The sequence below is a fragment of the Shimia fortis genome (genome assembly GCF_040225985.1).
Classification (GTDB): Bacteria; Pseudomonadota; Alphaproteobacteria; order Rhodobacterales; family Rhodobacteraceae; genus Shimia.
On the sequence record NZ_JBBPEU010000009.1, the window covers coordinates 86324 to 110598 of the forward strand.

The following is a 24275-nucleotide window of genomic DNA, read 5'->3' on the forward strand; positions in this document are numbered from 1 at the left end:
GGCGGGGCGCGGCAGAGGTCGCGCCCCTGTCATCAAAGGCCGGTTCGGATCGCGCCAGACAATCCGGCCCAGCTCATCTGGGCGTCGGTTTCCACCGCACAGGGGCGCACCGCGCGCAGACGATGCAGGGCCACGTCGACCTCTTCCCCCATCTCGACCAGAAGCCGCAACAGCGCCATGCCCGAGCGCCCACATCCGCCATAACAATGCACAAGCACACGCCCCCCCGCCGACAACACGGCGCGGGCACGGCCGCTGGCCTCGGGCCATTGGGCCAGTGTTGCGCCTTGCGGGGCCCCGAAATCGCGGATCGGCAAATGCACCCACCCGATGCCGTGCTTTTCAAGATCCGGCCCGAACCGGGCCGCGCCGATCCTGTCGAGTTCACATTGTTCGGTCATGGTGAGAACCAGACGCGGGGCCCATGCCACGACCGAAGCCATATCGGCAGGATAATCGCCAAAGCGCCCGGGCGCGGGGCAGATGCCCAGATCGCCGGCGCCGGCACTCAGACTGGAAATTCCGAAACTCATAGGCGGGATGCCTCGAATGTATTGCAGCGGCTGATATCGCCACGCTCATAGCCCCGCGCAAACCAGCGCGCCCGTTGGGCCGAGGTGCCATGGGTAAAGGTGTGTGGTTGCGGCACGCGCCCTGCGCGCTTTTGCAGGTGGTCATCGCCGATCATCCGCGCGGCATTCAGCGCCTCTTCCATGTCACCGGGTTCCAGCAACCCGTCGACATGACGCGCCCAGACGCCCGACAGGCAATCGGCCTGCAGCTCCAGCCGCACGGTCAGGGCGTTGGCCTCGGTCTGCGAGACACGCTGGCGGATGCGATTGACCTCGGGCAGGATGCCCAGTTCGTTCTGCACGTGGTGGGCCACCTCATGCGCAATCACATAGGCCGCCGCGAAATCACCCCCGGCCTGCAACTGGCGGGCCATGGTGGCGAAAAATTCAGTGTCGAGATAGGCCTTTTGATCCGCCGGACAATAGAATGGCCCCGTGGCACCGCTGGCCCCGCCACAGGGGCTTTGGGTCACGCCGGAATAGAGGACAAGCACGGGCGGCACATAGGACCGGCCCAGTTCTTCTGCGAAAATATCGCTCCAGACATCCTCGGTGGTGCCCAGAACGGCGGCGGAAAAGGCACCGGCGCGTTGTTCCTCGACGCTCAGTTCCTGCTGTTCGGCAGGCTGCGGGGCGGATGCCTCTTGCAACAAGGGCGTCACGTCGACGCCCGCGAAATAGCCGATCGCCAGCACGATAAGCAGGCCCACACCGCCGATCCCGACACCACGGCCCGTGCCGCTGCGCCGTCGGTCCTCTATGTTCCGGCTTTTCCTAACCCCGCGCAAACGCATACCGCACCTCTTGTCAAACAGCGATCACCATACCGCAACACCCCGACAGCGCCAAGCGTGACGCGCCCCGGCCTTGCAACAGCGCCATTTCCGCAGTGGCGCATCCGCAAAAGCACGGTATGGTTCAGAGCATGAGTGATGACACCCAAGACCGCGCGGAGAGCCGCACCCGATGGGCCGAAGATCGCACGATCATGGCCAATGAACGCACCTTTTCGGCGTGGATGGGCACGGGGCTGGGCGCGATTGGCGTTGCCGTGGGGCTTAAGGCGGTGTTCGGGGATTTCGACCCGACCTGGGCGGCCAAGGCCGTGGCCTCGCTGTTTCTGATCACGGCCATCGTGATTTTCTGGGCGGCACGTCGTCAGGCCTGCCGGACCCTTTCGCGCCTGAACGATCAGGACTCCGAGCCGATGCCAACGCGCGCCTATACCCGTCTGACCGTGCTGATGACCATCGCTGCCCTTGCAACCGGTGCCATATTGTGGGCGCTCTGAGGTGGACCTCGCCCGCGAGGCCCCGTAACCTCTGACCGAACTGCCGAATCCTGCGCGAAGGCCCTTCATGACCGACACACCCGACACCGCCTATCAGGTTCTCGCCCGTAAATACCGCCCCGAGACCTTTGCCGATCTTGTCGGGCAGGATGCCATGGTACGCACCCTGAAAAACGCGTTCGAGGCCGACCGGATCGCACAGGCCTTTGTGATGACAGGGATTCGCGGCACCGGGAAAACCACGACCGCCCGGATCATTGCCAAGGGCATGAACTGTATCGGGGTCGATGGCAATGGCGGACCGACCACCGAACCCTGCGGGCAGTGCGAACATTGCACCGCCATCATGGAAGGTCGCCATGTCGACGTGATGGAGATGGACGCCGCCTCGCGCACAGGTGTGAACGACATCCGAGAGATCATCGACTCGGTCCACTATCGCGCGGCCTCGGCCCGCTACAAGATTTACATCATCGACGAGGTGCACATGCTGTCGACCAGCGCGTTCAACGCGCTGCTCAAGACGCTGGAAGAACCGCCCGCGCATGTGAAATTCATTTTTGCCACGACTGAAATCCGCAAAGTACCGGTCACGGTTTTGTCGCGTTGCCAACGCTTTGACCTGCGCCGTATCGAACCCGAGGACCAGATCGGCCTGTTGCGCAAGATCGCGACCGCCGAAGGTGCGCAGATCACCGACGAGGCCCTGGCGCTCATCACCCGCGCTGCCGAAGGATCGGCCCGCGACGCAACCTCGCTTCTCGATCAGGCGATTTCCCACGGGGCGGGCGAAACCACCGCCGATCAGGTGCGCGCAATGCTGGGGCTGGCGGATCGGGGTCGTGTGCTGGACCTCTATGACATGATCATGCGGGGCGATGCCGCCGCTGCGCTGGCCGAGTTGTCGGCCCAATATGCCGACGGGGCCGATCCGATGGCGGTGCTGCGCGATTTGGCCGAGATCACCCATTGGGTCAGCGTGGTGAAGATTACGCCGGATGCCGCCGATGACCCCACGATCAGCCCCGATGAACGCGCCCGCGGTGTCGAGATGGCGGGCAAGCTGCCCATGCGTGTGATGACGCGGATGTGGCAGATGCTGCTCAAGGCGCTGGAAGAGGTCGCCGCCGCCCCGAACGCGATGATGGCGGCGGAAATGGCGATCATCCGCCTGACCCATGTGGCCGACTTGCCCAGCCCCGAAGAACTGGTCCGCAAACTCAAAGACGCCACCCCGCCGCCGCCCATGCCCGGTGGCCCCGGTGGCGGCGCCCCGACCCCCGGTCCGCAAGGCGGGACCACCGCCTATGGCAGCACACACGTGTCAGGCCCGTCTGGCGGCGGTACGGTCGTGGCGCTGGCCCCGCAGAGCGAGAACGCGCTGGCACGCTATGCCACCTTCGACCACGTGATCGAACTGATCCGCAAGAACCGCGACGGCAAATTGTTGATGGATGTCGAGGCCGATCTGCGTCTTGTCAGCTATCGCCCCGGACGGATTGAATTCGAACCAACGCCGACAGCGCCATCAGACCTCGCCCAACGGCTTGGGTCGCGCCTGCAAAGCTGGACTGGCAATCGCTGGGCCGTGATCCTTGTCAACAGCGGTGGCACCGAGACCATTCTTGAAAAGCGCAACGCAGCAGAGAACGCACTCAAAGAAGAAGCCATGCAGCATCCGATGGTGCGGGCCGTGATCGCCGCCTTCCCAACAGCCAAGATCACTGAAATCAAGACCCCGCAGGAAATCGCACAGGAAGCCATGGCCGAGGCCCTGCCCGAGGTCGAGGACGAATGGGATCCCTTCGAAGAAGACTGAGGTCCGGCCCGACCACCAAGACCCGCAAGGCCCTTGCATTCTTGTGGCGGCGACGGTTTCCGCATATCTAGGGCCAAATCCTACAACCCCGATCAGGAGACGACATATGCTCAAAGGACTCGGCCAGCTTGGCGATATGGCCAAGATGATGAAACAGGCCCAGGAAGCCCAGGCCAAGATGGCCCAGATGCAGGAAGATCTGGAAACCATCACCGTCACCGGCGAAAGTGGCGCGGGTCTGGTCAAGGCGACCGCCACTGCCAAGGGCGAGTTGAAGGCACTGGATATCGACCCGTCGATCTTTAACGGCGACGACAAGGAAGTAGTCGAAGACCTGATCCTGGCCGCGATCAAGGACGCCCAGACCAAGGCGGCCGAGCGCGCGCAGGAGGAAATGCAGAAAATCGCCGGCGACCTTGGTCTGCCCGCCGATTTCAAGATGCCCTTCTAAGGGCTTGCCGCGCCCCGTCATCCACTTACTATGACGAACCAAGACCTGTCGGCGCAGTCCCGTGCCGACAGCCAGAATGGGGCAGTTCATGCGCAGCAACGAGATCGAAACCCTGATTGACCTGATGGCCAAGCTGCCGGGTCTTGGGCCGCGCTCAGCACGACGGGCCGTGCTGCATCTGATCCGGAAACGCGCCCTGCTTTTGACGCCGCTGTCCGACGCCATGCAGGCTGTCGCGATCAGCGCCCGCGAATGCCTGAACTGCGGCAATGTTGGCACCAGTGAAATTTGCGAGATCTGCAGCGACGACAAACGCGCCACCGGTGAAATCTGCGTGGTAGAGGATGTATCCGACCTCTGGGCGATGGAACGGGCGGGTGTGTTCAAGGGGCGCTATCACGTCTTGGGTGGCACGCTTTCGGCACTGGACGGGGTCGGCCCCGAAGACCTGTCGATCCCGCGTTTGGTCGACCGCGTGACCGCCGAGGGTATTTCCGAGGTCATCCTTGCGCTGAACGCCACGGTGGATGGCCAGACCACCGCCCATTACATCGCCGATCAGTTGGAGGGACGGGTGCGCCTGACCTCGCTGGCCCAAGGTGTGCCGATCGGTGGCGAGTTGGACTATCTCGACGAAGGCACGATCAGCGCGGCCCTGACCGCTCGCAAACAGATCTGACACCCGATGGCAGCGCGTCTGGGGGTTCTGTATGTTGCCATCCTGTTTCCGGTGGCTTTCCTGTTCGGTGCACTGCGAACAGTTATTCTAGTCCCTCTGAGCGGCCCACTCATTGCTGTTCTGATAGAACTGCCGGTGATCCTGACGGTGGCTTATGTCCTGTGCATAAGTCTTTTGCGCAAGGTCCCGCGGCTGACCAAAGGCGAGGCCATGGTGATGGGCGCCGTCGCCTTTGCCCTATTGATGCTGGCGGAACTGGCGGTTGCCGTGACCCTGTTTGATATGACAGCCCACGCGTTCCTTGCCGGGTTCGGCACGCTTCACGGGGCTGTGGGGCTTGCGGGGCAGATCGCCTTCGCGGCCCTGCCCGTCTGGCTGCGCGACCGTTCTTGACTGGTCGCCCGATCACGCGCCACCTAAACAAAAAGGCCGCCCCCCGAAGGAACGGCCTTTTAGATGGTAAACCCCTGCGATTTAGGGTTGTTCGTCTTCGTCATCGTCCCCGCCAGGCAGATTGAAGAAGCTGTCCGCATCAGAGTAGTCGCCCTTGCGCAGATCATCTTCATCGTCATCCACGTCATCCGTCGAGAGCGAGAAGGTTTCCAGCCCCTCGATCGCGGTCGGAATCTTGGGTTCCGCTTCCATTTCAAGCGACTGTTCGGTTGAGACCAGCTTGCGACGCTCGTCATCGCTCATCACGCTGCCATCGGCAGCTTTCTTGGCGGCGGCTTTCTGAACCGCAGCGTCCAGTTCGGACTGTTTACACAGCCCAAGCGCAACCGGATCAATCGGCTGGATGTTGGCAATGTTCCAATGGGTCCGCTCGCGGATGGCCTGAATGGTCGGCTTGGTGGTGCCCACCAGTTTCGAGATCTGGCCGTCCGACAGTTCAGGGTGGAACTTGACCAGCCACAGGATCGAGGCCGGGCGGTCCTGACGCTTGGACAGGGGGGTGTAACGCGGGCCACGGCGCTTTTCCTCGCCAGCGGCTGCAGCGTTAAACTTGAGCTTCAACTTGTGCAGCGGATTGCCCTCGGCCGTATCGAGCTCTTCCTGGGTCAGCTGGTTGTTGGCAACGGGATCAAAACCCTTGACGCCCGCCGCTACGTCGCCATCGGCAATGCCCTGAATTTCCAGCTCGTGCATACCGACAAAATCCGCGATCTGCTTGAAGCTGATCGTGGTATTGTCGACCAGCCATACGGCGGTTGCCTTGGGGTGCAGCAATTTGGCCATTTGCACTTCTCCTTCACATAAATCTTCCCCGTTGCCTGACTTTGCAGGCGGCACCTTTTGAGGGGTGCGGGTTTCCGTTGTCGGGGAACTTGGCGCCTATATAGTGGCAAGAAACCCATAAGGAAAGAGTGAATGCGTGTCCTGATTTTCTGTGCCAGCGTGTTTCTGCTGGCAATGCAAGCCACGGCCCAGACCCACAAGGCCGGCGAATTCGACTATTACGTGCTTGCGCTCAGCTGGTCGCCGAACTGGTGCGCGACCGAGGGAGACGCGAAGAAATCGCCGCAATGCGACTATGATGAGGATTTCGGCTGGGTGTTGCACGGGTTGTGGCCGCAATACCATCGCGGCTGGCCCGAACAATGTTCGACCATCCATCGCAACCCACCCCGATGGATGACAGAACAAATCTCTGATATCATGGGGACTTCCGGGCTCGCCTGGTATCAATGGAAGAAACACGGGCGCTGTTCCGGCCTGTCTGCCGAGAGGTATTATGACCTGTCGCGCACCGCCTTTGACAGTGTCACCAAACCGCAGGTTTTCCGCAAGCTCGACAAGACCATCAAGCTGCCCGCCAGCGTGGTGGAGGACGCGTTTCTCAAGGCCAATCCGCAGCTTGAGCACGATATGGTGACCATCACCTGCCGCGACGGGTTCATTCAGGAAGCGCGGATTTGCCTGTCACGAGAGTTGAAGCCGGTACCCTGCGGGCGGGACGTCATCAAGGATTGCACCCTGAACAATGCGCGGTTCGATCCGGTGCGGTAGTGCTGGAAATGGTCTGGTTTGTACGTACTTCGCGCGGCATCTTGTTGTTTTGTACAAAATTTGACAGCGTCCAAATTTAACAGCGTCCAAGGCTTAACAGCGGGTTAGGCCGAAACGCCCGCCCCTAGTGCGGGCTAATCTTGATAGAGCCCTTGTTGACCTCTGTACACTTGCGGCTGGCGAACTCGGCTGACTCGGGTTTGTAGTGAAGTGCCTTGACGGTCACGCCATCGGTTCGGACGTAAAACGGGATCTGGCCGGTGCGCGCGCCCGTGGGAAGTGTCGCATCCATTTGCCCGCAATAGACCCGATCGCCATTGCCGAGGGCAAACGCCTGAAATCCGGTAAAGCTTGCTTCGTGGGGGCGCACGGTTTTCGAGGCCAGAACATTCTTGGCGTTGAACACTTCGCGTGGATCCGAGGTCACGGATTTGCTGGAGACACGCATCGTGTTGGGAGAGGCGCTGCACGCGGCGATCGAGGCCACGCACAGGAGAAAAGCGACGTGTTTCATAAGGCAGCCTTGTCATTTTCAAAGCGGATGCCGGAAAAGAAACACATCATCGTGGCAAGAAAAGGGCGTCGCAGTTGTGATGCCCCCCAAATCCCGAAAAAGAAAAACCCGGCCCAAAGGCCGGGTTTCTCAAATCTGTCCGGTGGAAACCGCTTAGTGCAGCTTGGCTTCCACTTCGGCGATTGCGTCGTCGATCAGCTTGTTGCCCTGCGCTGCAGTCATCTGCTTGGCGATGACGTCATTGGCGGCAGCGATGGCCACGGTGATCGCCTGATCGCGCACTTCCTTGACAGCGCCGGCTTCGGCAGAGGCGATCTGCTCTTCGGCGGCGGCCAGGCGGCGTGCAATCGACGCTTTCAGGTCGGCCTTGGCCAATTCCGCCGCGTTGGCGGCTTCTGCCTTGGCGTGCTCGACGATGCGGTCGGCCTGTTCCTGCACTTCTTTCTGCTTGCGCTCGTAAGAGGCCAGCAGGGTCTGTGCTTCTTCACGCAGGGCGCGCGCTTCGTCAAGTTCCGACTGGATGCCTTCGGCGCGCTTGTCCAACATGCCAGCCAGCAGCGACGGAACCTTGAAGTAGAACAGGACCGCGATGAACAGGATGAACGCGAGAAACACGATAAAGTCCGTGTTTTTCAGCGAGAAGAACGGACCGCTTGCGGCGAAGGCCGGCGAAGCTGCCGTCAGGGCGATGAGAGTTGCCAGTTTCCGCATTTCTCTTACCCCTTCATCCGTGTGTCGACAGCGGCGGTCACGGCAGAGTCATCTGCCTTCCCACCCAGTGCCGATACGATTTCGGCTGCCGTCTCGGTTGCCACGACCTTGACGCTTTCAAGCGCACCGGCGCGGATCTCGGCGATTGCCTTTTCCGACTCGGCGGCCTTGGCAGCGATCTCTGCATCCGCCTTGGCGGTGGCTGCATCCAGATCGGCCTGAATCTCGGCCTTGGCCTCAGCGACGATGTTCTGTGCTTCCGCACGCGCATCTGCGAGCGCCTTGTTATAGGCCTCTTCCGCTTCGACGGCTTTCGCCTTCAGCTCTTCCGCTGCGGCGATGTCATTCGTGATTGTCCCCTGGCGCTCGGCCAGAACCGCTGCGATGCGCGGAAGCGCGATGCGCGACAGGACGAAGTAGATCACGACCAGCGTGATCAAAAGCCAGAAAATCTGGTTGCCCCAGTTCGAGAAGTCGAGCTGCGGCATGCCGGGCGCGGACGCGGCGGCGTCGGCGGCGTGGCCTGCGGCTTCTGTTGTTGAAGATGCCATGTCGTCCTCCTGGGAACTTCCGTTAGATTACGGGCGGGGCGCTGTCAGGGACGCGCCCGCGCCCGCACGTAAGGATAAGTCCAGTCGGCTTAGACGGCGAACATCAGCAGCAGAGCAACCAGGAACGAGAAGATGCCCAGTGCTTCTGCGAATGCGATACCGATGAACAGGGTGGCAGTTTGCGAAGCAGCTGCCGAGGGGTTGCGCAGAGCGCCGGCCAGGTAGTTGCCTGCAACGTTACCAACACCGATAGCGGCTGCGCCGGAACCGATTGCTGCGAGACCTGCGCCGATGTGTGCGAGTTGACCTTCCATGGGTGTATCTCCTTACGATTGGAAGTTGGTATTAGGTGTGTTCGGGTGTGACTTGTCGTTTGGCATTGGGTGGGTGTGAAACCCACCTTGACCCTAGTGCGACGGATGCAGAGCGTCCTTCAGGTAAACACAAGTCAGAATGGTGAAGACGTAGGCCTGGATGAAGGACACGAGGACCTCAAGACCGTACATCGCGGTGATGGCGACAACCGAAACGGGGCTGACGACGGCGATCGCGGCGAAGCCTGCGAAAACCTTGATCACGGCGTGGCCTGCCATCACGTTGCCGGCCAGACGAATGCTGTGGCTGACGGGGCGGACGAAATAGGAAATGATCTCGATGATCGCCAGGATCGGGCGCAGGGCCAGCGGGGCCGACGAGACCCAGAAGAGGCCAAGGAACGCCGCGCCGTTCTTGACAAAGCCAACAACCGTGACAGTCACGAAGACCAGAAGCGCCAGAACCACGGTCACGGCGAAGTGCGAGGTTGTGGTGAAGGACATCGGGATCAGGCCAAGGAAGTTGGCCATAACGATGAACATGAAGAGCGTCATGATGTAGGGGAAGAACTTGACCGCGTCCTTGCCGGCGACGTCTTCGACCATCTTGTAAATGAAACCATACGCCAGTTCGCCGATCGATTGCGAACGGCTGGGCACGATGGCGCGGCTGCGGGTGCCGAAGACCATCATGGCAATGACGGCCAGAACGGCCAGAGCCATCCAAAGGGTCGCGTTGGTGATGGTGTACCAGTGGATCGCGTCGCCACCAAACAGCGGCTTGATAATGAACTGATCCATCGGGTGGAATACCAGACCGCCCTCTTCGGCGCCGTGTGCTTCGCTTGCCACGTTTACGTCCTCTCGTTTCTCTCGGCCTGTTCGGCCTCTTGTTCCTTCTGGATCTCTTTGGCGCTGCGCAGCATCGTCTTGATACCGGCCGCCAGACCCAACATTGTAAACAGCACCATGAAGATGGGCAGGGTTCCAAACAGGATATCCAGCCCGTATCCGATGCCGAAGCCGATCCCGAGACCGGCTACCAGTTCAATCACCATGCGCCAGGCCAGGTTGGCTGCCGAATAGTGCTCGTCCGCGCGGGGCTTGGGGTCCTGGGCCCTTTTGGCCGCCTCGATCCGTTGTTCAAGCTGCGTCATACGCTCTTGGTGTTCGGGATCGGTCACACGCAATTTCCCACTTCAGACGTTGGGGCATTGCTACGGTGCAGCACGTTCTGAGTCAATGGATTACACACACCTCATAAATCAAAGCTAACTCATTGATTTTATGAAAACTAACAGACGCCCAATCCAAAGAGGAGATTCCGTCGCAGGCGGAAAATCCCGGCATTTGCGCCAAAACCAATATTCAACAGTTTGGTTGAGTTTTATTCGACGCCACCGGGTCGCCACTTGCGCGCAACCATTGGCCCAGAGCGATACCGTCCTGCCGCGCACTGCGCAAAACCCCGGAAGGCAAGGCGCCATAAGCACTTTCATAGAGCGCGCTGAACCGGCCCATCTCGGTAAACCCGGCGCGCAAGGCGGCTTCCTTGACGCAGACGATATCGGCGTCGTGGCGCGTCAAAAGCCGATGGGCCTGAGCCAGTCGCAGGCGCGCGGCATAGCGCATCGGGGTTTGCCCGCAGACCCGACGAAACGCAGAAGTCAGGGTCGGCCCGCTGACCCCGGTGATCCGGCACAGATCGTCAATGCAGACAGCCCGCCCCCCGCAGGACTGCAAATGCGCATGCGCCGTCGCAAAGATCGCGTAGCTCCTCGCATCTGCCCTGGTCCGCACTTTGTTTGGCCGCAGAACCGAAAGCACGGCTTCTGCAAGCGTCGAGGCCACGGCTTCCTCGACCAGTTCTACATCGGTATCAGAGGCCCAGTCATAGATCTCATCCAGAAAAGCACATCGCGCCGCCGCATGCGCCTCGTGCGTCAGGTACAACGGGCCACGGGGAAGCTCTGTCTCATCCAGTTCCTGCCCCCCAAGCCGCGCAAGCGTCGACAGGAACAAGTCCCGATCCACCGCGCCCGCGATCAGGTTGCGGTTGGGGGCAAACACATGGGTCTCATCAAGGCTCTGGTTCAGAAATAGCGTCCGCTCAAACCCCGACACCCCGTTCACGGTCCATGTTTCCGCAGATACCAGCGGCAGCGAAAAAGGGATTGCGCGCGCCGGTTGCCCGGTTCGCACACATGCCACATGCGGAAACCGGATATGCGCAAGCCGTACCCGTCCGGTGCCAAACCCCATGACCTGATCCAGCCCCTCGCCCGGAGCGTATTGAACGATCTGCCCGTCCATCAGCCCCATGTCCTCCAACCCGCTCAAAGGGCTCGAAAACCGGGCAATCCGGGAAGCTGACCGGGGGATTCCTGCCGATTTAAGTATTTGCATAGCTTTGTTACTCAATACTCAGCCGCTTTGGCGATAAACTTGCCCCCAAAAAGGAGTGGGAGTCCGTCCCGCCCCCCTTGCAAGGAGCATAAAATGAACCTTCCCCGTTTTGCCACGGCGATTTTCCTGGCGGCAGCGACGTCAGCTGCGGCGCAGGATGCCGAGACTCCACCGGTTCTGATTACCAACGTCAATGTTTTCGACGGCGTCAACGAAAAGCTGATCGAAAATGCCAATGTCGTCATCACCAACAATCTCATTACGTCGGTCACGACCGAGGATGTCGCCGTTGCGGGCGGCACGGTCATCGATGGCGGCGGGCGCACGTTGATGCCCGGCCTGATCGACGTGCACTGGCACACGCTTTACTGCTGCAATCCGCAAAGTGTCGTCGTGACCGGTGATATCTACGAGGTGGCCATCCGTGGCGCGATGGGATCGGAGAAGACCCTGATGCGCGGCTTTACCTCGGTGCGCGACGTGGGCGGCAATTCCTTTGCCATCAAGAAGATGATCGACCGGGGCGAAATCAACGGCCCGCGTATCCTGCCCTCGGGGCCGCCGATCACCCAGACCGGGGGCCATTTCGACTATCGCCCCTATCAGGCGGTGCCCACCAACCCCGGCGACTCGCAATGGTACTGGTATGCCGTGGGCCTTATGGCGCAGGCCGATGGCGTGCCCGAAGTGATCAAGAAATCACGCGAGATCTTCCGCATGGGCGCGACCCAGCTCAAGATTTCCGGCGGGGGCGGCGTCTCGTCGACCTATGATCCGCTGGACGTCAGCCAGTATACGCTGGACGAGTTGAAAGCCTTTGTCGAAGTGGCCGAGACCTATAACACCTATGTCGCCTCGCACCTGTTCACGGACGCAGCCGTGCAGACCGCCATTGAAGCCGGCGTCAAATCCGTTGAACATGGCTTCCTGATGAGCCGCGAAACCATAGAGCTGATGCGTGAAAACGATGTCTGGCTCTCGGTTCAGCCGCTGGCGGACGACGAAGACGGGTTTTCCTTTGACGATCCGGTCAGCCAGCAGAAATGGATCGACGTGACCAACGGCACCGATTTCACCTACAAGACCGCCAAAGAGGTCGGTGTGAAAGTGGCCTTTGGCACCGATATCCTGTTCGATGCAAAACTGGCCGAGCGTCAGGGCGCCTTCCTTGCCAAGCTGCAGCGCTGGTATACGCCCTACGAGGTGCTGAAAATGGCCACCTCGACCAATGCCGAGCTGCTGGAACTGTCCGGCCCGCGCCACCCCTATCAACAGGGCAAGCTGGGGGTGATTGCCGAGGGCGCCTATGCCGACCTGATCCTTGTCGACGGCAACCCGCTGGAAGATATCGACCTGATCGCCAACCCGCATGACAATTTCGACCTGATCATGAAGGACGGCAAGGTCTACAAGAACGCGCTCGACTGATCCGGGCGGGGCGGCAGGCGATGCTTGACCGCCCCACCCCTTTTCGCTTAGGCGAAAGCGTGACTGACACAACCGCCCTTGATACCGTCTTTGCCGCCTTGGCCGACCCGACCCGGCGCGCGATCCTGACCATGTTGCTGGAAGATGACATGGCCGTGACCGACGTGGCCGAGCCGTTCGAGATTTCCCTTGCCGCGATCTCGAAGCATCTGATGATCCTGACCAAGGCCGGGCTGATCTCGCAGGAAAAGCGCGGGCGGGTGAAATGGTGCAAGCTGGAGCCTGACGCGCTCAAGGCCGCATCGGTCTGGATGCAGGGGTTCGGCCAGTTCGAGCCGGTGAACCTTGATGCGTTCGAGCGGTTTCTGAAAGAAGAACTGGGCGAAGGATAAGCGGCGACAGGATCAGGCGCAGAGCCGTTCCAGTTCGCGCAGGCGGGCACGGATGAATTTGGCCGCCGACCGGTAATGCGAGGCACCGGCAGCCTCGGCCCAGCGCCCCGTGGTCCACGCGTTCTGCCCCCCCTGCATGGGGCCATCGTAAAGCGCCGTTTCTTCAAGCGACACGATCAGCGCCCCAAGTGCATCATACGCGGCCAGCAATTCGATGCGGGCATCCTCCCATGTCATGGGGGCCTGCGCATCCTTCAGGGCCTGATTGTAGTCTTTCAGCTGGTTCCAATTGTAGCCCGGCGCGGGAAAGGCCACGGATTTGCCCGCCTTGCCATCGCGATACCAGCCAAGAAACAGTTGAATCCAATGGGCCCGATGCGCGACCACGTCCTTGATACTCCATCCGTCGTCATCGGGCAGACAGGCGAAGGCGGGATCAAGCCCGTCAAGCAACGCGGACAGTTTGGCAAACTCTTTGTCCGTGGTTTCTAGCAGTTCTGATTTCGTCGTGGCTGCGGGCACAGGCGACCCTCCCGCGCATAAGGTAGCACAGGCTTACGTAAGGGAAACTGATTTGGCTCAAGTTTTCGCAGGTGAGGCGTTTTCTTCGTTTTCGAGCAACATCACCAGCGCCACCACCGTCAGCGCCACGCCCAGCAGGACCATCGGGGTCGGCGCGCCATGGCGCAGGATGACCTCCCAGCAGATCACCCAGCTTGGCACCAGATAGGTATAAGCCATGACCTTGGCGCTTGGCAGGTTTAGCGTGGCGTATTGCAACAACACAAAGGTTGCCGCCGAGGCAAAGATCGCGAGGTACAGCACCGTGATCCAGACAATCGCGGGCAAGGCGGCCCAATCGGTCGCCATGATATCCTGCCAGCCATAGACGGTCAGGATCACGAACCCTGCCAGCAACATGCCAAAGGTGAAGACCACGGCGGGTTCTCCGCGGTTCAGCTTGCGCACCATGGGCGTATAAATGGCATGGGCTACGCAGCCCCAAAAGTAATAAACCTCGCCCTGCCCGATGTTGAACTGCACCAAGGCGCGCCAGTCGGCGCGGAAGATCACCCAAAGCGCCCCGGCCGCCCCGATGGCCAGTGCCAGCGCCATGCGACGGGTCATGATCTGGCGCAGCAGGAGATAACCGAACGCAGCGGACATCAGGGGGGTCAGGGTGAACACGGCCGCCGTGCTGACCGGCACCGCAGTTTTCAGACCTTCGAACATCAGCACGAAATAGGTGGCGAACAGCCCGCCCAGCACAAGATAACGCCAAGGCGCGCGCGCCGCGCTGCGGGGCAGACCCGTGCTGGCCAGCGCAGCGACGCCGATCACGACACCGGCAATCAGAAAGCGCAACGCATTCAGCGCGGCAGGGGCGATTTCATTGGCCGCCAAAGAGCCCAGCGAAAACGACCCCGCCACCAGCGCGGAAAACAGCAGCATGGCCAGATGGCCACGGGCGGCATTCGTCATGAACAGTCCCAACTTTTGGCGCGGTCTTTTAGGAAGCTGAGGAAGCCCTGCACCTTGGTCGTGCGGTGCAGGTCCACATGGGTCACGAGCCACAGGTTGCCGCTCCAGTCTTCCTGCGAGGGTAAGACCTCGATCAGGTCGGGATAGGACTGGTACACCCATTTGGGCAGAAACCCGATCCCCGCGCCGGTCAGGACGGCATGTTCATTGGCCAGCGAATCGGTCGTGCGGAATACGATCTGGTCGCGCCGCACCTGTTCGTTCAGCCATCTGAGGAAGGGCGGGCGCACGCGCGTGTCATCGGGCCCGACAAAACGGTGGTTGGCAAGGTCTGTTTCATCCTTGGGCAGCCCATATTTCTCGACATAGGACGGGCTTGCATAGAGCCCCATCTCGAGCCGCCCAAGCGGTTGCACGACATTGTCCAGTTCCTCGGGCGTCGGCCCTGCACGCAGGGCCACGTGGGCCTCGCCATATTCGAGGCGGAACAGGCGCGTACCAGTCAGATAGCGTACGATGATCTCGGGATGCTGGTCCTGAAATTCGGCCAGCACAGGCACAAGCAATGGCGACATGGATTCAAGCGAGGTCACGACAAGTTCGCCGCTCATTGCCTCGCCGCTGCCCTTGATGCGGCCTTCCAGTTGCGAGAACTGGTCGTCCGTTGCCTTGCCGACGCGCAACAGATCCTCGCCCGCCTCGGTCGGGGTATAACCACGCGCGTGGCGCTGGAACAGCTTTTCACCCAGCTTCGCCTCAAGTGCATCAATGTGGCGGATAACCGTGGCGTGGTGCACGCCCAGAACCTCGGCCGCACCACTGACGGTGCCCATGCGTGCCACCTGATAGGCGGTGCGGATTTCATCCCAACTGTCCATGACGACCCCTTGTGCAAATTTCAACACATACAGTGCATTTGATGAGATTGCGTTCGGATTTGCAACGACTAATTCAGTGTCACAGCCACAGCACGCATCACCCTACGAGGAGACCCCAATGACCCACACTGTATTACACATCGACGCCTCTGCCCGCTTGGAAGGTTCGGTCTCGCGCAATAAATCGGCCGAGATCGTCAACAGCCTGTCCGCCGACAAGGTAATCCGCCGCGACCTGACCGGGGGGCTGCCCTTTCTGGATGAAACATGGGTCAACAGCACCTTCATGGCGCCCGACGATCGCGACGCTGCCCATGCCGCCGCACTGGAGCTGTCGGACAAGCTGGTAGCCGAGGTGCAAGAGGCCGACACGATCGTGATCGGCACGGCAATGTATAACTTCGCAATCCCGGCTGTGCTGAAAGCCTGGATCGACCAGATCGCCCGCGCAGGTGTGACTTTTGCTTATACGGAAAACGGCCCCAAGGGCCTGTTGGAGGGCAAGAGAGCCATCATCACCATCGCCACCGGCGGCACGCCTCTGGGATCGGATTTCGACTTTGCCTCGTCTTACCTGCGTTTTGTGCTGGGCTTTGTGGGCATCACCGATGTCACCATCCTTGACGGGGCCGGAAACGAAGTGATCGCGCAGGCGGCCTGATCTCAACGCAGTGACGCAAAAGGGCGGGACACCCCCGCCCCAAGCGCGCTTAATCCAGCGCCAACCACTCGGGCGCAACCCCGATCCGGTCGAAAAAGGTCATCAGGTCCACTGGCGTCATGCCGATGGTGCGGTCATTGACCAATGGGTGCATGTAGATGCGGTCAGCATCCCGTGCAGCAGCATCCATGAAAAACCGCACGCCCTTTTCCTGCCCTGTCACCATGGCCAGAGGGCTGACCGCGCCGGGGCGGATACCAAGGTTTTCCATCAGACGATCTGCCGAACCGAACGACAGGTTGCCCACCCCAAGCCGCGCGCCCAGCGCCTTGAGATCAATCTCGCGGTCCTGTTCCAGCGTGACAAGGTAATTGCGTTTCTTCTTGTCGCGCAAATAGAGATTCTTGACGCGGAACGGGGTTTCACCGTCCTCGACAAGGCCACGTTCAACCCCTTTGGCCTCATCGACGGTGCGCAGGGGGATGTGTTCGTGATAAGTGAAGGTCAATCCAAGCGCCCGCAGCTGGTCCAGCAAGGCGTCAGAGCTGACCGGCAGCGTGTCCTGATAATCTGAGGATGCGTCCATCTTGGGTCTTCCGTGACTATTCGTTTCACCGCTTTTGACGTGTCTCAGCGCGCGGCGCAATCACCCTGCATCATGGTTCGGACGAAAAACACGACGGGCGACCCTGACATGACCCGGCCCCAACAGTCGGAACGGATCGGGGGGAATATGTCGCCTAACGCGCAGCTTTTTCCCTGTCAGCGACCTGCTGTTGAATTGTCTCGAGAAACATCAGGTAAGAATTCTTGGCCACCTCTGGCCCTGCGTTCTGACTGGTATGACCCTGAGCATTTCCGGCATAGTCAAAGGTCACGCCACCACCTTCAACGATCCGGTTCATCATGTTGAAAAGCCCCGTGACCTCGACCGCCTCGAAAACGGCTTCCTCACTCCACCCATGTGAGAGTACGGCATCCAAATCCGCCTGAACCAGCCTGTTGGGCAAGCTGTTCAGCTTTTCGACATAGCGCAGCAGTGATTTCATCTTGTTGGAAATACCCGCGGTCTCGATATTATTCAGCAGGTTTTCAAGAAGGTTCGGGTCCACACCAAGGTTTTCGGCATGGATCACATGCGAACCATAACAGAAACGGCACGCGTTCAGGCCGGAGACATAGGCGGCAATCAGTTCGCGCTCGGCAATGGTGAGTGCGCCCTCTGATCGAAGCACGGCATTCACGAAGATCATCAGCGGTTCGACATTCTTGGGAAAGCGCGCAAGAAGGTCCCGCAGATGCGCATTCTGGGGCAGGGAAGGTAGCTGGGGCATTCGCAACACTCCATCGGCGTAATCCTGTCGACGATAGCACGGGGTCGTCACTTCCCAAAATGGAGGGCGAGGTCTGATCACTGGAGGTACATCACCCCAGGCTAGCAGGAGACGGATTTCATGGGCACGGGCCACGACGCGAGCTGCAGTCACCTGATCCTGCACGAGCATTTCAGGGAACAATGTACGAATTTCAGCGGCGGCGGGGTCGTTGACGGCGACCTGCGTCAGCCAATAGGGATCGGGGCTTTCTGTCGACACCCTTTCGGAAAGATAATCTCGGGGCAGTCGAACAAAAGGTGGAAATACGCAACCCGCGCTGATGCGTGACAGGCGCACCCCATCCTTGCCATCTGCATATGACGCGCTGGCACCAGCGCCTCGTCCATTCCGAGGACCATCTCGGCCCGCCACCCAAACAAGAGCATGCGATGCTGCGGTGAAACCCGCAGATCGCGGTCGTTTCCAATGCTGCCGGCGGGAAAGAGGACCGGCACCATGTCGCCAAAGGCCGCCACGGTACGGCTACCGACCCATTTCAGGGACTGATGCCCGTGATCGGCGGTTCTGATCAGGTCGCCTTCCTGCAGGTCTTTCACGGCAACCTGCCCCCCGATCGGTTTCGATCAATGCTCCACTCACAAAAACAGGGTGGCGGCGGCAAAAGCGAAAGGCCGGTGAAGAAGTTTGCGTTTTCGTCCCCCACCGGCAAACCGTTTTCGTCAACAAGGCTTTGTTCGCGAACGATGTTGGTCACGCCCCCATCGACAAAAGTTGCGTTCAACGCAAAGGCCAAGCGCCCCGAGGGCAGCCCGCTGGACAGAGAGATGCCTCGCGGCGCGGCAACAAAGCTGTTCACATCATCATGGGTGACAGAAAACGTATCGCCCTGCTCTACCGCCTGCCCCGACTCGGTGTCGGTGGCACCGCTTTCCTTGATCTTTGATCCGTCATTGACCACGAACTCATAGGTCACGTCGTCACGCTTGAATTGCACGGATACAAAGATGACCTCATCAAAGTCGAATTCGCCATCTGACCAGACTGGGTCGTTCAGGATGTCAATCGCGAGGATGTCGGCGGGCAGGAACGGTTGCTCTGACACGCTCAGATCAGTGGAAAAATCATTGTCGCCCGAAGACATATCATCAATGAACGCCACGTGATCGCCCGAGAAGTAGAGCGTTCTGACGTCGTTTGGGTCGTACGCACGCAACGGGGTGATGTTGGTAAAGCCGACTTTCACCAACGGTTTGCTGTTGACAGGATTACGTCCGGCGCCATCCACGGTCCAGTTTGTCGTGTCCGAAATCACCGAGAAAACACCGTCCTGTGACAGCGGATCGGACAGTGCGTCAAAGCCATCGAACACCATATAGACATGGTCACCATCAATGATGATAGCGCCGGTGTCGGAGGTCAGCCCGGTATTGGTCAGGTTCGGCGAGACGTTGCTGTTGCCGTCGGCCTCGTTCCCGATGACCGAGATAAAGAATTGGGCCGTGGCCTCGTCGCCGTCGCGCGCGACCTGAAAGGCCCAGACCATTTCGTTTTCGAAGCGCAAGCGCCCACCGCCAGAGATATAGTCAATATCACCGGTTCCGGCCCCGTTGATCAGATCTCCCCCCTCAATGACCCGCGCGGTGGCCGGTCTCGCTGCATGTCACGGGACAGCAAGCGGCCGGCAGGGATCCTTTCGGGCGGCACACCCCACTCGAACAGTTGCTCGCCCGCGTTGAAATCGGTGCCGTTCCACTCCGTGTCGGTGAAATAGATGACCTCGCCCGGCGCGATGTCGGTCGTCGTTACAAATGCAACGTCGGTATGGTCTGTATCCCAGCCAACAAAGATGAGATATTCAGGGGTCAACACCTGCGCGGTCTTTCACTGTTTCGATATACTACTTCGATCTTGGCCAAACGCGACGCTGTGCCGGAAATGGGAATACCGTGTGGTTTCACGCGGACCTTTCAAAGACCCGCCACGCTTGACTCTTGCCCGTGTAAAGTCTAAGCGACGTCCCAATCCGGGAGTCTGTCAATGCTTCCGGTCCCAATGCCACGTGCAGGGATCGCCCCCCGTCAGCGAGTTTCGCCCACGGGGGCCTTCGTGTATTTGGACTGGCACTTGAGCGGCGCGTGCTTATGTTCGGGCCATGTTGGAAACGGTGAGAAGGAGCCGGTGAGCGATGTTTGAAAATCTAAGCGAACGCCTGTCCGGTGTCTTTGACCGCCTGACCAAACAGGGCGCCCTGTCCGAAGACGATGTGAAAACCGCCCTGCGCGAAGTGCGCGTGGCCCTACTTGAGGCCGACGTGTCGCTGCCGGTGGCGCGTGATTTTGTCAAAGCGGTGCAGGAAAAGGCCACAGGCCAGGCGGTGACCAAGTCGATCACGCCGGGCCAGCAGGTCGTCAAGATCGTTCATGACGAGTTGAAACATGTCCTTGCCGGAGATGATGAAGAACCCGGCGAGCTGAAAATCGACAACGCGCCCGCACCGATCCTGATGGTCGGTCTGCAGGGCTCGGGTAAGACCACCACCACCGGTAAGCTGGCCAAACGCCTGACCGAGAAGAACGGCAAGCGCGTGCTGATGGCCTCGCTCGACATCTACCGTCCGGCCGCGATGCAGCAGCTGCAGGTTCTGGGTCAGCAGATCGGCGTGGACACCCTGCCGATTGTTCCGGGTGAAACCGCCGTACAGATCGCCAAGCGTGCCAAGCAACAGGCGACGCTGGGCGGCTATGACGTCTACATGCTGGATACCGCAGGTCGTTTGCAGATCGACGAAGTCCTCATGAAAGAGGTCGAGGACGTGCGCGACGTGGTCAACCCGCGTGAAACGCTGCTTGTCGTGGACGGTCTGACCGGCCAGGTCGCCGTGGAAGTCGCGGAAGAGTTTGACGGCAAGATCGGCATCTCGGGCGTGGTCCTTACGCGGATGGATGGCGACGGGCGCGGCGGTGCGGCGCTGTCGATGCGCGCGGTGACCGGCAAGCCGATCAAGTTCGTCGGTCTTGGCGAAAAGATGGACGCGCTCGAAACCTTCGAGCCGGACCGGATTGCGGGCCGTATCCTTGGCATGGGCGACATCGTCGCGCTGGTCGAGAAGGCACAGGAAACCATCGAGGCCGAACAGGCCGAACGCATGATGAAACGGTTCCAGAAGGGCCGCTTCAACATGAACGACCTCAAGATGCAGCTGGAACAGATGCAGAAGATGGGCGGCATGGAAGGCGTGATGGGCATGATGCCCGGCATGGCCAAGATGTCGAAACAGGTGGCCGAGGCCGGGTTTGATGACAAGATGATCAAGCGCCAGATCGCGCTGGTCAATTCCATGACCAAGCTCGAACGCGCCAATCCGCAGATCCTGCAGGCCAGCCGCAAAAAGCGCATCGCCGCCGGGGCTGGCATGGAAGTCAGCGAATTGAACAAGCTTCTCAAGATGCAGCGGCAGATGGCCGACATGATGAAGAAGATGGGCAAGATGGGCAAAGGCGGGATGCTCAAGCAGGCCATGAAGGGCATGATGGGCAAAGGCGGCCCGAGCCCCGAAGAGATGGCGGCAGGAATGGACCCCAAGCAACTGGAAGCGGCGGCCAAGGCCATGGGCGGTCGGGGCGGTTTGCCCGGGCTGGGTGGCGGCATGGGCCTGCCCCCGGGCCTGAGCGGATTCGGCAAGAAGAAGTAACCCCATGCTGACCAACGCCCCCACCCTTGAAACCGAGCGCCTGATCCTGCGCAGCCCCGTCACCGGGGATGCGGAGGCCGTGATCGCGTTTCTGATGGATGAGGGGCGCGCCAAGGGGTTCGGGTATTGCAGCACACGCAGCGACGCGTGGCGCTGGTTCGCGCTGAGCGTCGGGCACTGGCACATCCACGGCTATGGATATTTCACCGTGGTGGACAAGGCGACCGAGATGCCTGTCGGTATGGTTGGCATCTGGAATCCCGAAGGCTGGCCCGAGCCGGAACTGGGCTGGGTGGTATTTGACGGGGCCGAGGGCAAGGGCATCGCCTATGAGGCGGCGCAGCGCGCGTTGCAATGGGCCTATGATGACCTTGGGTTCACGACGATGACCTCGCAGATCGTGCCGACGAACACGCGCTCGATCGCGCTGGCCGAACGCATGGGCGCCCATCACGAGAGCACCTATGATAACGTGCACATGGGCGAGGAAATGCTGTTCCGTCACCTGGGCGCAAAAGCCTTCAAAGCGGGGGCCGTGGCATGAGCGCAATAACTTTCAGCATCCCGACGCTTGAAACCGAGCGCCTGATCATGCGGGCGTTCTGCGAAGACGATATCGCCTTTGAAAAGGCGTTTCTGGCCAGCGAAGACTCGCGCTTTGTTGGTGGCCCGATGCCGCCGCACCGTGCGTGGCGCTCAATTGCAATGGTCACCGGTCATTGGGCGTTGCGTGGCTTTGGCTTGTGGGCGCTGGAAGACAAGGAAACCGGCCAGTATGTCGGGCGTGTCGGTCTCTGGTATCCCGACGGATGGATCGAGCGTGAGATCGGCTGGACGCTGATGCCCCATGCCTGGGGCAAGGGGCTGGCCACCGAAGCTGCCATGGCATCGCGCGCCCATGCTTATGACGTGCTGGGCTGGGACACGGCAATTTCATGCATCGCCCCTGAGAACACCGCCTCCAAGGCCGTTGCACGGCGTCTCGGGGCCACGTTCGAAAAGCATTACGAAGAACCCGAATACGGCACGACCGAAATCTGGCGCCATCCCGCACCGGATGCGCTGATCAATGGTGGCATGGAGGCCTATGCGTAATGGCGACCAAGAATATCCCCATCATCGAAACCAAACGTCTGGTGCTGCGCGGCCCCGAAGCCGAGGATTACGCAGCCTTCAAAGCGACCTTTGCCTCGTACCGGTCGCGCTTTATGGGCGGTCCGTTGAACCCCTATGAAACCTGGATGCTCTATGCCGCCGAGATCGGCCACTGGAACATTCGCGGCTATGGCATGTGGATGATCCACGACAAGGACACCGACGAAACCTATGGCATGGCGGGTGGCTGGAAACCCGCCGCTTGGCCCGAAGCCGAGCTGGCTTGGATCATCTGGCCCGACAAGGCCGGCCATGGCTATGCGCTCGAGGCGACCCATGCGGCGCGCAAGTATTTTTATAACCAGCTCGGCTGGGAAGGCGCGGTGTCGTACCTTGATCCAAAAAACCTCGACTCGATCCGGCTGGCCGAACGTCTGGGCGCGGTAAAGGACAAAGAGGCCCCGTCGGTGGATGGCAACGATGTCGTCTATCGCCACCCGAGCCCGGAGAAGCTGCGCACAAGCCAGATTGGCGACGCAATCGAGATGGAGATCAGCCACTATGCCGATCCCAGGTTCAAACCGAAAGGATACGCTCTTGACTGACGCCGTGACCCGCGCCGCCGAGGTGCTGAAGGAACATCGCGAAAGCATCGACCGCCTGGATGCGATCCTCGTCTATACGCTGGGCGAGCGGTTCAAGCACACGCAGGCGGTGGGCAAGCTCAAGGCTGAACATGATCTGCCCCCGTCGGACCCGAACCGCGAAGCCTCGCAGATCGCGCGACTGGAAGATCTGGCCACGCGTGCCGATCTGGACCCCGAATTCGCCAAGAAATTCCTGAACTTCATCATTGATGAGGTCATCAGGCATCACAAGAAACACCAGCAATAGCGCTGGTAAAGACACAACAGGAATGACGGGGCGCTGCCCCTCAAATAGCTAAGAACAGGAGTACTCACCATGGCTATGAAAATTCGTCTCGCCCGCGGCGGCTCGAAAAAACGTCCCTTCTATCGCGTTGTTGCGGCTGACAGCCGTATGCCCCGCGACGGTCGCTTCATCGAGAAGCTGGGCACCTACAACCCGCTGCTGCCGAAAGACAGCGAAGAGCGCGTGAAACTGAACATGGAACGCGTTCAGTACTGGCTGGACCAAGGCGCACAGCCGACCGACCGTGTGGCCCGTTTCCTCGAAGCCGCCGGCACCCTGGCGAAAACCGAGCGCAACAACCCCAAGAAAGCTGTCCCCGGCAAGAAAGCCCAGGAACGCGCTGAAGAAAAAGCTGCAAAGGCCGCTGAAGCCGCCGAAGCAGACGCCGCACCGGCAGAAGAATAAGCAGGGCCCGCTCTGGAATGGCCGAATTTTCAGACGCGTTCCAGAGCGACCTTGCGCGGTTGATGCGGTGGCGGCGTGATGTGCGCCGCTTTCGCACCTACCCTGTGGACGAGGCACTCCTGACCGAGTGCCTCGACGCATTTCTGATGGCCCCTTCTGTGGGGCTGTCGGAACCGTGGCGCGTGTTGCGCGTCGAAAGCCCGGCGGCCCGCGCGGCGGCGCTCGGCAATTTCAGGGCCGCGAATGCCGATGCCCTGCGAGGGTATGGTGGCGAGAAGGCCGCGCAGTATGCCACGCTCAAACTGTCGGGCATGGCGGATGCACCAGTCCAGCTTGCGATCTATTGCGACGATGCCACGTCCAAGGGATACGGGCTTGGCGCGGCGACCATGCCGGAAATGCGCCGCTATTCTGTGGTCGGGGCGGTGAACCTGTTCTGGCTGGCGGCACGGGCGCGCGGTTTGGGGGTTGGCTGGGTGTCGATCCTTGATCCTGCACAGCTTAGTGCCGACCTCGATGTGCCAAACGACTGGCGTTTGGTGGCCTATCTCTGCGTCGGTTATCCGCAAACCACCTCTGACACACCGGAACTGGAAACACAGGGCTGGGAGACACGGCGCCAGACCCTTCCGGTCGAAACCCGCTAGCGCCGCTTTCT

At 60.6% G+C, this 24275-nt stretch carries 34 protein-coding genes; 16 read left to right on the top strand and 18 right to left on the bottom strand.

Translation table 11 applies throughout. The features are described 5' to 3' along the window. Nucleotides 1-32 precede the first annotated feature (32 nt). Nucleotides 33-533, bottom strand: a complete 501-nt coding sequence (locus tag WNE31_RS13990; protein ID WP_349980484.1) for a phosphatase domain-containing putative toxin — start codon at nucleotides 531-533, stop codon at nucleotides 33-35. After that, a complete protein-coding gene (gene ypfJ, locus WNE31_RS13995; protein ID WP_349980486.1) occupies nucleotides 530-1366 on the bottom strand; it encodes a KPN_02809 family neutral zinc metallopeptidase in 837 nt (278 codons plus the stop codon). The genes WNE31_RS13990 and ypfJ overlap by 4 nt, the downstream gene beginning before the upstream one ends. A gap of 131 nt (nucleotides 1367-1497) precedes the next feature. Here ypfJ and WNE31_RS14000 point away from each other — a divergent pair, with 131 nt between their 5' ends. The 5 genes from WNE31_RS14000 (at nucleotide 1498) to WNE31_RS14020 (ending at nucleotide 5205) form a co-directional block, all read left to right on the top strand. Further along, a complete protein-coding gene (locus WNE31_RS14000; RefSeq protein WP_349980488.1) occupies nucleotides 1498-1863 on the top strand; it encodes a YidH family protein in 366 nt (121 codons plus the stop codon). Nucleotides 1864-1930: 67 nt separating this feature from the next. Further along, entirely contained in the window at nucleotides 1931-3682 is a 1752-nt protein-coding gene (locus tag WNE31_RS14005; RefSeq protein WP_349980492.1) for a DNA polymerase III subunit gamma/tau, read from the top strand. A gap of 106 nt (nucleotides 3683-3788) precedes the next feature. Beyond that, entirely contained in the window at nucleotides 3789-4133 is a 345-nt protein-coding gene (locus tag WNE31_RS14010) for a YbaB/EbfC family nucleoid-associated protein (protein WP_349980495.1), read from the top strand. An 88-nt stretch (nucleotides 4134-4221) separates the two neighbouring features. Continuing rightward, on the top strand, nucleotides 4222-4812 hold the full coding sequence (recR, locus tag WNE31_RS14015) for a recombination mediator RecR (RefSeq protein ID WP_349980606.1): 591 nt from the start codon (nucleotides 4222-4224) through the stop codon (nucleotides 4810-4812). A 6-nt stretch (nucleotides 4813-4818) separates the two neighbouring features. Next, nucleotides 4819-5205 carry a hypothetical protein gene (locus WNE31_RS14020; RefSeq protein ID WP_349980500.1) on the top strand — a complete coding sequence of 129 codons (387 nt, stop codon included), beginning with the start codon at nucleotides 4819-4821 and terminating at the stop codon, nucleotides 5203-5205. 81 nt (nucleotides 5206-5286) lie between these two features. Here the strand turns inward: WNE31_RS14020 and WNE31_RS14025 are convergent, their stop codons facing one another. Further along, the gene (locus WNE31_RS14025; RefSeq protein ID WP_349980502.1) at nucleotides 5287-6048 is read right to left on the bottom strand and encodes a DUF1013 domain-containing protein; all 762 of its coding nucleotides are present in this window, start codon (nucleotides 6046-6048) and stop codon (nucleotides 5287-5289) included. A 132-nt stretch (nucleotides 6049-6180) separates the two neighbouring features. Between WNE31_RS14025 and WNE31_RS14030 the strand changes: the two genes are divergently transcribed. Beyond that, the gene (locus WNE31_RS14030; protein WP_349980503.1) at nucleotides 6181-6819 is read left to right on the top strand and encodes a ribonuclease T2; all 639 of its coding nucleotides are present in this window, start codon (nucleotides 6181-6183) and stop codon (nucleotides 6817-6819) included. Nucleotides 6820-6943: 124 nt separating this feature from the next. Here WNE31_RS14030 and WNE31_RS14035 read toward each other — a convergent pair whose 3' ends face one another. The 7 genes from WNE31_RS14035 to WNE31_RS14065 form a co-directional block, all read right to left on the bottom strand. After that, a complete protein-coding gene (locus WNE31_RS14035; protein ID WP_349980504.1) occupies nucleotides 6944-7333 on the bottom strand; it encodes a hypothetical protein in 390 nt (129 codons plus the stop codon). A 153-nt stretch (nucleotides 7334-7486) separates the two neighbouring features. Then, nucleotides 7487-8044, bottom strand: a complete 558-nt coding sequence (locus WNE31_RS14040; RefSeq protein ID WP_349980505.1) for a F0F1 ATP synthase subunit B — start codon at nucleotides 8042-8044, stop codon at nucleotides 7487-7489. Between the two features lie 5 nt (nucleotides 8045-8049). Continuing rightward, the gene (locus tag WNE31_RS14045) at nucleotides 8050-8595 is read right to left on the bottom strand and encodes a F0F1 ATP synthase subunit B' (protein ID WP_349980506.1); all 546 of its coding nucleotides are present in this window, start codon (nucleotides 8593-8595) and stop codon (nucleotides 8050-8052) included. 89 nt (nucleotides 8596-8684) lie between these two features. Further along, the gene (locus WNE31_RS14050; protein ID WP_022572950.1) at nucleotides 8685-8909 is read right to left on the bottom strand and encodes a F0F1 ATP synthase subunit C; all 225 of its coding nucleotides are present in this window, start codon (nucleotides 8907-8909) and stop codon (nucleotides 8685-8687) included. Between the two features lie 93 nt (nucleotides 8910-9002). Next, complete coding sequence (locus WNE31_RS14055) at nucleotides 9003-9761, bottom strand: F0F1 ATP synthase subunit A (RefSeq protein WP_349980508.1); 759 nt, start codon at nucleotides 9759-9761, stop codon at nucleotides 9003-9005. 2 nt (nucleotides 9762-9763) lie between these two features. After that, nucleotides 9764-10093 (bottom strand): AtpZ/AtpI family protein, encoded by a 330-nt coding sequence (locus tag WNE31_RS14060; protein WP_349980509.1) that lies wholly within the window; start codon nucleotides 10091-10093, stop codon nucleotides 9764-9766. 184 nt (nucleotides 10094-10277) lie between these two features. Then, nucleotides 10278-11222: an AraC family transcriptional regulator gene (locus WNE31_RS14065; protein WP_349980510.1), complete on the bottom strand. Its 945-nt coding sequence runs from the start codon at nucleotides 11220-11222 to the stop codon at nucleotides 10278-10280. 186 nt (nucleotides 11223-11408) lie between these two features. On the opposite strand from WNE31_RS14065, the gene WNE31_RS14070 reads away from it, so the two are divergent. Then, a complete protein-coding gene (locus WNE31_RS14070; RefSeq protein WP_349980511.1) occupies nucleotides 11409-12743 on the top strand; it encodes a metal-dependent hydrolase family protein in 1335 nt (444 codons plus the stop codon). A gap of 59 nt (nucleotides 12744-12802) precedes the next feature. Continuing rightward, nucleotides 12803-13135, top strand: coding sequence for an ArsR/SmtB family transcription factor (locus WNE31_RS14075; RefSeq protein ID WP_349980512.1), 333 nt, complete (start codon nucleotides 12803-12805; stop codon nucleotides 13133-13135). 12 nt (nucleotides 13136-13147) lie between these two features. On the opposite strand, the gene WNE31_RS14080 is transcribed toward WNE31_RS14075, so the two are convergent. Genes WNE31_RS14080 through WNE31_RS14090 form a run of 3 tightly spaced genes read right to left on the bottom strand, consistent with a single transcriptional unit; the run spans nucleotide 13148 to nucleotide 15495 of the window. Further along, nucleotides 13148-13657, bottom strand: coding sequence for a ClbS/DfsB family four-helix bundle protein (locus WNE31_RS14080; protein ID WP_349980513.1), 510 nt, complete (start codon nucleotides 13655-13657; stop codon nucleotides 13148-13150). A 57-nt stretch (nucleotides 13658-13714) separates the two neighbouring features. Then, nucleotides 13715-14617, bottom strand: coding sequence for a DMT family transporter (locus WNE31_RS14085; RefSeq protein WP_349980514.1), 903 nt, complete (start codon nucleotides 14615-14617; stop codon nucleotides 13715-13717). Beyond that, complete coding sequence (locus WNE31_RS14090; protein WP_349980516.1) at nucleotides 14614-15495, bottom strand: LysR family transcriptional regulator; 882 nt, start codon at nucleotides 15493-15495, stop codon at nucleotides 14614-14616. The genes WNE31_RS14085 and WNE31_RS14090 overlap by 4 nt, the downstream gene beginning before the upstream one ends. A gap of 118 nt (nucleotides 15496-15613) precedes the next feature. Between WNE31_RS14090 and WNE31_RS14095 the strand changes: the two genes are divergently transcribed. Continuing rightward, nucleotides 15614-16156, top strand: a complete 543-nt coding sequence (locus WNE31_RS14095) for an FMN-dependent NADH-azoreductase (RefSeq protein ID WP_349980517.1) — start codon at nucleotides 15614-15616, stop codon at nucleotides 16154-16156. A 49-nt stretch (nucleotides 16157-16205) separates the two neighbouring features. Here the strand turns inward: WNE31_RS14095 and WNE31_RS14100 are convergent, their stop codons facing one another. From WNE31_RS14100 to WNE31_RS14120, 5 genes are all read right to left on the bottom strand, one after another. Further along, nucleotides 16206-16742: a prolyl-tRNA synthetase associated domain-containing protein gene (locus WNE31_RS14100; protein WP_349980518.1), complete on the bottom strand. Its 537-nt coding sequence runs from the start codon at nucleotides 16740-16742 to the stop codon at nucleotides 16206-16208. A 154-nt stretch (nucleotides 16743-16896) separates the two neighbouring features. Continuing rightward, a complete protein-coding gene (locus WNE31_RS14105) occupies nucleotides 16897-17490 on the bottom strand; it encodes a carboxymuconolactone decarboxylase family protein (RefSeq protein WP_349980519.1) in 594 nt (197 codons plus the stop codon). 227 nt (nucleotides 17491-17717) lie between these two features. Continuing rightward, entirely contained in the window at nucleotides 17718-18089 is a 372-nt protein-coding gene (locus WNE31_RS14110; protein WP_349980520.1) for a Hint domain-containing protein, read from the bottom strand. Further along, a complete protein-coding gene (locus WNE31_RS14115) occupies nucleotides 18086-19054 on the bottom strand; it encodes a hypothetical protein (protein ID WP_349980521.1) in 969 nt (322 codons plus the stop codon). The genes WNE31_RS14110 and WNE31_RS14115 overlap by 4 nt, the downstream gene beginning before the upstream one ends. Before the next feature lie 50 nt (nucleotides 19055-19104). Continuing rightward, nucleotides 19105-19362: a hypothetical protein gene (locus WNE31_RS14120; RefSeq protein ID WP_349980522.1), complete on the bottom strand. Its 258-nt coding sequence runs from the start codon at nucleotides 19360-19362 to the stop codon at nucleotides 19105-19107. A 316-nt stretch (nucleotides 19363-19678) separates the two neighbouring features. On the opposite strand from WNE31_RS14120, the gene ffh reads away from it, so the two are divergent. The 7 genes from ffh (at nucleotide 19679) to bluB (ending at nucleotide 24264) form a co-directional block, all read left to right on the top strand. Beyond that, the gene (ffh, locus tag WNE31_RS14125; protein ID WP_349980523.1) at nucleotides 19679-21184 is read left to right on the top strand and encodes a signal recognition particle protein; all 1506 of its coding nucleotides are present in this window, start codon (nucleotides 19679-19681) and stop codon (nucleotides 21182-21184) included. A gap of 4 nt (nucleotides 21185-21188) precedes the next feature. Further along, nucleotides 21189-21728, top strand: coding sequence for a GNAT family N-acetyltransferase (locus tag WNE31_RS14130; protein ID WP_349980525.1), 540 nt, complete (start codon nucleotides 21189-21191; stop codon nucleotides 21726-21728). Then, complete coding sequence (locus tag WNE31_RS14135) at nucleotides 21725-22279, top strand: GNAT family N-acetyltransferase (protein WP_349980526.1); 555 nt, start codon at nucleotides 21725-21727, stop codon at nucleotides 22277-22279. Before WNE31_RS14130 ends, WNE31_RS14135 begins: the two co-directional genes overlap by 4 nt. Next, the gene (locus tag WNE31_RS14140; RefSeq protein ID WP_349980528.1) at nucleotides 22279-22884 is read left to right on the top strand and encodes a GNAT family N-acetyltransferase; all 606 of its coding nucleotides are present in this window, start codon (nucleotides 22279-22281) and stop codon (nucleotides 22882-22884) included. The genes WNE31_RS14135 and WNE31_RS14140 overlap by 1 nt, the downstream gene beginning before the upstream one ends. Further along, nucleotides 22877-23173, top strand: a complete 297-nt coding sequence (locus tag WNE31_RS14145) for a chorismate mutase (protein WP_058311923.1) — start codon at nucleotides 22877-22879, stop codon at nucleotides 23171-23173. The genes WNE31_RS14140 and WNE31_RS14145 overlap by 8 nt, the downstream gene beginning before the upstream one ends. Nucleotides 23174-23242: 69 nt before the next feature. Continuing rightward, nucleotides 23243-23617 carry a 30S ribosomal protein S16 gene (gene rpsP, locus WNE31_RS14150; protein ID WP_349980530.1) on the top strand — a complete coding sequence of 125 codons (375 nt, stop codon included), beginning with the start codon at nucleotides 23243-23245 and terminating at the stop codon, nucleotides 23615-23617. Nucleotides 23618-23634: 17 nt separating this feature from the next. Next, entirely contained in the window at nucleotides 23635-24264 is a 630-nt protein-coding gene (gene bluB, locus WNE31_RS14155; protein ID WP_349980531.1) for a 5,6-dimethylbenzimidazole synthase, read from the top strand. The last annotated feature ends 11 nt before the right edge of the window (nucleotides 24265-24275 follow it).